General features: G+C 74.0%; 5 protein-coding genes and 1 pseudogene. All 6 read left to right on the top strand.

The window, feature by feature from the left end:
- On the top strand, positions 1-2094 hold a 2094-nt coding region (gene infB / locus AA75_RS10770), incomplete at its 5' end, for a translation initiation factor IF-2 (RefSeq protein WP_082526400.1).
- Between the two features lie 133 nt (positions 2095-2227).
- On the top strand, positions 2228-2524 hold the full coding sequence (locus tag AA75_RS10765; RefSeq protein ID WP_033819666.1) for a DUF503 domain-containing protein: 297 nt from the start codon (positions 2228-2230) through the stop codon (positions 2522-2524).
- 150 nt (positions 2525-2674) lie between these two features.
- Positions 2675-3124 (top strand): 30S ribosome-binding factor RbfA, encoded by a 450-nt coding sequence (gene rbfA / locus AA75_RS10760; protein ID WP_033819665.1) that lies wholly within the window; start codon positions 2675-2677, stop codon positions 3122-3124.
- Positions 3125-3126: 2 nt separating this feature from the next.
- Positions 3127-4218 carry a bifunctional oligoribonuclease/PAP phosphatase NrnA gene (locus AA75_RS10755; RefSeq protein ID WP_082526399.1) on the top strand — a complete coding sequence of 364 codons (1092 nt, stop codon included), beginning with the start codon at positions 3127-3129 and terminating at the stop codon, positions 4216-4218.
- 102 nt (positions 4219-4320) lie between these two features.
- Positions 4321-5226: a tRNA pseudouridine(55) synthase TruB gene (truB, locus tag AA75_RS10750; protein WP_033819664.1), complete on the top strand. Its 906-nt coding sequence runs from the start codon at positions 4321-4323 to the stop codon at positions 5224-5226.
- A gap of 330 nt (positions 5227-5556) precedes the next feature.
- A pseudogene (locus AA75_RS10745) lies at positions 5557-6689 on the top strand (hypothetical protein); the annotation flags it as partial.

Raw genomic sequence — 6689 nt, 5'->3', positions numbered from 1 at the left:
GGTTTCGCCGGCCGTCCGGCCGGTCCGGGCTCGCGTCCGGCCGGTGGCGGCGGCGGCTTCGGCGGCCCCCGTCCCGGTGGCGGCGGCGGTGGCGGCTTCGGCGGCGGCGGTGGCCGTCCCGGTGGCTTCGGCGGCCGTCCCGGTGGCCCGGGTGCCCGTGGTGGCACGCAGGGTGCGTTCGGCCGTGGCCCCGGTGGCCGTCCGGCCCGTGGTCGCAAGTCGAAGCGGGCGAAGCGCCAGGAGTACGAGGCCATGCAGGCCCCGTCCGTCGGCGGTGTGATGCTGCCCCGCGGCAACGGGCAGACCGTCCGCCTGTCGCGCGGTGCCTCGCTGACGGACTTCGCGGAGAAGATCAACGCCAACCCGGCGGCGCTCGTCTCGGTGATGTTCAACCTCGGTGAGATGGTGACCGCGACCCAGTCGGTCTCGGACGCCACCCTGGAGCTGCTGGCCGGCGAGATGGGCTTCGTGCTCGAGATCGTCAGCCGCGACGACGAGGACCGCGAGCTGCTGGAGTCGTTCGACATCGACTTCGGTGCCGACGAGGGCGACGACGAGATGCTCGTCGCGCGCCCGCCGGTGGTCACCGTCATGGGTCACGTCGACCACGGTAAGACCCGCCTGCTGGACGCCATCCGCAAGACCAACGTGGTGGCCGGCGAGGCCGGTGGCATCACCCAGCACATCGGTGCCTACCAGGTCACCGCGACGGTGAACGACGAAGAGCGTCCGATCACCTTCCTCGACACCCCGGGTCACGAGGCGTTCTCCGCCATGCGTGCCCGTGGTGCCAAGTCCACCGACATCGCGATCCTGGTGGTCGCGGCCAACGACGGTGTCATGCCGCAGACGGTCGAGGCGCTCAACCACGCCAAGGCCGCCGGTGTGCCGATCGTGGTCGCGGTCAACAAGATCGACGTCGAGGGTGCCGACCCGACCAAGGTCCGCGGTCAGCTGACCGAGTTCGGTCTGGTGGCCGAGGAGTACGGCGGCGACACCATGTTCGTCGACATCTCCGCGCGCCAGGGTCTGAACATCGACCAGCTGCTGGAGGCCGTGGTCCTGACCGCGGACGCCTCGCTCGACCTGCGGGCCAACCCGGAGCAGGACGCGCAGGGCATCGCCATCGAGGCCCACCTCGACAAGGGCCGCGGTGCCATGGCGACCCTGCTCGTGCAGCGCGGAACGCTGCGCGTCGGCGACTCGATCGTGGTCGGCGACGCCTACGGCCGGGTCCGCGCCATGCTGGACGAGAACGGCAACAGCATCGCCGAGGCGGGCCCGTCCCGTCCGGTCCTGCTGCTCGGTCTCACCTCGGTGCCCCGCGCCGGCGACAGCTTCATCGTCGTCGACGAGGACCGCACGGCCCGTCAGATCGCCGAGAAGCGTGCCGCCCGCGACCGCAACGCGTCCTTCGCGCAGCGCCGCGTCCGGGTCTCGCTCGAAGGCTTCGAGGCGGCCCTGCTGGCCGGCAGCATCGAGAAGCTCAACCTCATCATCAAGGGTGACGTCTCCGGTTCGGTGGAAGCCCTCGAGGACGCCCTCGTCAAGCTGGACGTGGGCGAGGAGGTCGAGCTCCGGATCCTGCACCGCGGTGTGGGTGCCATCACCGAGTCCGACGTGGACCTGGCGATGGGCTCGGACGCCATCATCATCGGCTTCAACGTGCGCGCCGAGGGGCGTGCCCGTACCGCGGCCGAGCGCGAGGGCGTCGACATCCGGTACTACTCGGTCATCTACCAGGCGATCGAGGAGATCGAGGCGGCCCTCAAGGGCATGCTCAAGCCGGAGTACGAGGAGGTCCGCCTCGGTTCGGCGGAGATCCGCGAGGTGTTCCGTTCCTCCAAGTTCGGCAACATCGCCGGTGTCCTCGTCCGCGAGGGCGTCATCCGACGCAACACCAAGGCCCGCCTGCTGCGCGACGGCAAGGTCGTGGCGGAGAACCTCAACATCGAGGGTCTGCGCCGCTTCAAGGACGACGCGACCGAGGTCCGCGAGGGCTTCGAGGCCGGTGTGACCCTCGGGTCGTTCAACGACATCAAGGTCGAGGACGTCATCGAGACCTACGAGATGCGCGAGAAGCCGCGCGCCTAGTCGGTGTCGGCCGGGGCCGTTCGGCAGGGGTGAATTCCCGTCGACCGGCCCCGGTCTCGCTGTGTAGGGTCCACGTACGTCCGCCCTCCGGGGTGGTTGCTACGAGGCCTTCAGGTCGGCGAGACCTGTCCACATGTTCGTTGGAACACTCACCTTCGACCTGCTCCTCGGCGACGTCCACTCGCTGAAGGAGAAGCGTTCGATCGTGCGGCCCATCGTGGCCGAACTGCAGCGCAAGTACAGCGTGTGCGCTGCCGAGACCGGGAACCAGGAGCTGCACCGCAGGGCCGAGATCGGCCTGGCGGTGGTGTCCGGCGAAGCCGGGTACGTGACCGAGATCCTGGACAGCTGTGAGCGGCTCGTCGCCGGCCGCCCCGAAGTGCAGCTGCTCTCCGCGAGGAGACGGTTCCACAACAGCGACGATGACTGAGAGCGGCGACGGTGGTGCCCAGGCGCCACCGTCACAGAGCCGAGGACCGAGAGCGCCCACAAGGCTGGGCGCGGGCAGGTACGTTGGGGCATGGGCCCCACCCGGGCGAGTGTTCTCCCGGATACCGAGCCCACCGCACGAGGAGGCAACGTGACCGACACCGCAAGGGCGCGCAAGCTCGCAGACCGCATCCAGGTGGTGGTGGCCGAGACCCTGCAGCGCCGGATCAAGGACCCCCGCCTGGGCTACGTGACCATCACGGACGCCCGGGTCACCGGGGACCTGCGCGAGGCCACCGTCTTCTACACCGTCTACGGTGACGAGACGGAGCGCCAGGCCAGCGCCGCGGCGCTGGAGAGCGCCAAGGGCGTGCTGCGCTCCGAGGTCGGCAAGCAGACCGGGGTGCGTTTCACCCCGACGCTCACCTTCGTCGCCGACGCGCTGCCGGACAACGCCAAGAACATCGACGACCTGCTCGACCGGGCACGGCAGTCCGACGCGGCGGTGCGCACCGCCGCCGCCGGCGCCAGCTACGCCGGGGACGCCGACCCGTACCGGGTGCCGGGCGCCGAGCAGGACGACGCGGACGAGGACGAGTAGTCATGGCCGGCGAGCCGGCAGCGGCCGGCGACATCACGGGGGCGGCCTCCACCAGCACGGTGGAGGGCGCCCTCGCGGTGCTTCCGGGCCCGCGGGCGGAGCAGCCGGGCCTGGAGCACGAGTGGCAGCGCGCCGTCGCGGCCATCGTCCGGGCCCCGGTGATCGACCTGATCTGCCACATCAACCCGGACGGTGACGCGCTGGGCTCGGCGCTGGCGGCCGGTCTCGCGCTGCGCTCGCTCGGCCACCAGGTGCGGGTCTCCTTCGGCGACGACCCGCAGGTGATCCCGCAGTCGCTGTCCTTCCTGCCCGGCCAGGAGCTGCTGGTGCCCGCCGCCGAGGTGCCGGACGTGCCGGAGCTGGTGGTCTGCTTCGACGTCGCCGCCGAGAGCCGGCTCGGGCTGCTCCACGACAAGGCCTTCGCCGCGCCGGTGCTGGTGGTCATCGACCACCACGCCTCCAACCCCGGCTTCGGCACCCACCGGCTGATCGACCCGGCCGCACCGGCCACCGCCGTCCTGGTCGACGAACTGCTGCGCCGCCTCGGCGTGCCGCTCGACCAGCAGCTGGCCACCTGCCTGTACACCGGCGTCGCCACCGACACCGGCTCGTTCCGGTACGCCGCCACCACCCCCGCCACCCACGAGCTGGCCGGCCGGCTGCTGGCCACCGGGATCCGCCACGACGAGATCTCCCGGCAGCTCTGGGACACCTCCTCCTTCGGCTACCTCAAGGTGCTCGCCGCAGCCCTGGACCGGGCCCGCTACGAGCCCGAGCAGGCCGGCGGCCGCGGCCTGGTGTGGACCTGGGTGCCGTACCAGGACCTGGTGCTGTACAGCGTGACCGTGGAGGAGCTGGAGGGCCTGATCGACGTCGTGCGGCGGGCCGCCGAGGCCGAGGTCGCGCTGGTGCTCAAGCAGGACCCGGACGGTACCCTGCGCGGCTCCAGCCGTTCCCGGGGCGCGGTGGACGTCGCCGCCGCCTGCGCGGAGCTGGGCGGCGGCGGGCACGTGTACGCCGCCGGGTTCGCGGTGCGCGAGGACGTGGCGGCCGCCGTGGACCGGTTCCGGGCGGCGCTGGACCGCACGTCGTAGCCCCGGGCCGGAGCTTCCGGCCGTGGCCGCCGCCGGATGCCCCGGGCCGGCCGCACCCCCATCCGTCACCCGCACATCCGTCACCCGCACAGAGAAGAACCGATGAAGCGCAAGGGAACCGGCCCGGACGGCCTGGTCATCGTCGACAAGCCGGAGGGCATCACCTCGCACGGGGTGGTCGCCAAGATGCGGTGGCTGGCCGGCACCAGGAAGGTCGGCCACGCCGGCACGCTCGACCCGATGGCCACCGGAGTGCTGGTGATCGGGGTGGAGCGGGCCACCCGGCTGCTCGGGCACCTGATGCTCACCGCCAAGACCTACGAGGCCACCATCCGGCTCGGCCAGACCACCGTCACTGACGACCGGGAGGGCGAGGTCACCGCCTCCTCCTCGGCCGGGGCGGTGACCCGGGAGGCGATCGACGCCGGGATCGCGGCCCTCACCGGCGAGATCATGCAGGTCCCGTCCAAGGTCAGCGCCATCAAGATCGACGGCAAGCGCTCCTACGCGCGGGTCCGCGAGGGCGAGGACTTCGAACTCGCCGCCCGGCCCACCACCGTGCACTCCTTCACCGTGCACGGGCAGCGGACGGCGCTCGCCGAGGACGGCACCCCGGTGATCGACCTGGACGTCACCGTCGAGTGCTCCTCCGGCACCTACATCCGGGCGCTCGCCCGCGACCTGGGCGAGGGCCTCGGGGTCGGCGGCCACCTCACCGCACTGCGGCGCACCCGGGTCGGCCCGTACGGCGTGGAGTCGGCCCGCACGCTGGAGCAGCTGGAGGAGAAGCTGGAGGTGCTGCCGATCGCGGAGGCCGCCGACGCCGCCTTCCCGCGCTGGGACATCGACGCCGACCAGGCCCGGCTGCTGTCCAACGGCATGAAGCTCGCCGCCCCCGGACTAGGGGTGGACGGCCCGGTCGCGGTCTTCGACCCGGACGGGCGCTTCCTGGCCCTGGTGGAGGAGAAGGGCGGCAGCGCCCGCCCGGTGGCCGTCTTCGTCGGCTGACAGCACCCCGCACCCCGTCCCCGGCCCCCGCCACGGCCGCCGCCCGCTCCCGGGTGGCGGCCGTCGGCGTGCGGGCCGTCGCCGTGCGGGGCGCGGCGGGCGGCGGCGGGGCCGGAGCGGAGCGGGGTGGGCGGCGGCGGAGCCGGATCCGCCTCCCGATCCGCCTCCGGTTCATCCGCACGGGGGAGCGCGCGAGGCGAAAGCCCGTGGTGAACGGTGTGGGCGCGGTGGTACGCCCGCCGGGCTGGGCAGGCTCCCCGCCGCGAGAACGGCAACCGTGCCGGGCCCGGTCCGGCGCCCGGCCGGCCCGGCGCGGGGAGGCGGGGCGACATGGCCGGGAGGTACACCGGTGCGGCGGCGGACCCGGCCCAGGCGGTGCTGCTGGTCCGGGACCTGGACGGCGGGCTGCGCGGGCTGGGGTTCGTCGCCGACCGGCACGGCACGGTGGTCACCGCGCACGAGGTGGTGGCCGGACTCGCCCGGGTGGTGCTGCACACCCCCGGCGGGCAGAGCCGGGTGCTCGGCGCCGGAAGCATCGACCTGCTGCCCGGGCAGGCGCTGGCGCTGCTGCGCACCGACACCGTCGGCGGCCTGCCGGGGCCCGCGCTCCCGCTCGCCCACGGCACCGGCGCCCACGGGGGTGGCCCCCACGAGGGCGGCGACCTCGGCGGCGGGCCGGTGGTGATGCTCCAGGAGGCCGGGGAGCGGCCCCGGCCCGGCGGGGTCCTGGGCCGCTGCGCCGCCGGGTACCCGTGGCAGGACGACTTCCATCCGGTCGCCGGCGCCCTGCTGATCCGGCCGGACCGCCCCGGACCGGTCCCGCCGGCCGGCAGCCCGGTACTGGACGCCGACACCGGCGCGGTGCTCGCCGTGGTCACGCCCGGTCTGATCCTGCGCGGCGGCCTCGGCCGGCCCGACCTGATCGCGGCCGCCCCGATCCGGCCGGGCCCGGACACCGCCGGCCCGGACACCGCCGGTACGTCCACGGCGGGTGGGTCCACGGCGGGTGCGTCCGCCGCCGGAGCGACCACGGCCGGACCGCTCGCCGAGCTGCTCGAGCGCAACGCCGCCGAGGTACCCGCCTTCGGGCGCGCCCTCAACCTGGCCGGACTGCTGCGCCTGGCCGCCGTCCAGCTCGGCAGCGCCACCGCGGGGCCCGGCCGGATCGCCGACCTGGCGGCGGACCGGGTCGACCGCCCCGACGGCATCTGCGGCGAGGAGCCGCGCCGGCCCGTCACCGTCCTGCTCGGCGCACCCGGGACCGGCCGGACCACCGAGATCGCCGCGCTGGCCGTCCGCCGGTCCACCGGCCCCAACGCGCTGCCCACGCTGTGGCTGCGCGGCGCCGACCTCGCCCCCGGGGACGAGTCGCTGGCCGCCCCGGTCGGACGCGCCCTCGCCCGCGCCGCCGCCCTGCTCGGCGTGCCCGCACCCGGACCGGACCCGGCGGCGGTGCTCGGCAC

Source organism: Kitasatospora sp. MBT63 (assembly GCF_000710465.2).
GTDB lineage: Bacteria > Actinomycetota > Actinomycetes > Streptomycetales > Streptomycetaceae > Kitasatospora.
This window is presented reverse-complemented; position numbering and strand designations above follow the sequence as displayed.

Excerpts from the sequence above, each read along its gene's own strand:
- AA75_RS10755 (WP_082526399.1), top strand. The coding sequence starts at position 3,127 with ATGGCCGGCGAGCCGGCAGCGGCCGGCGACATCACGGGGGCGGCCTCC.
- truB (WP_033819664.1), top strand. The coding sequence starts at position 4,321 with ATGAAGCGCAAGGGAACCGGCCCGGACGGCCTGGTCATCGTCGACAAG.
- AA75_RS10765 (WP_033819666.1), top strand. The coding sequence starts at position 2,228 with ATGTTCGTTGGAACACTCACCTTCGACCTGCTCCTCGGCGACGTCCAC.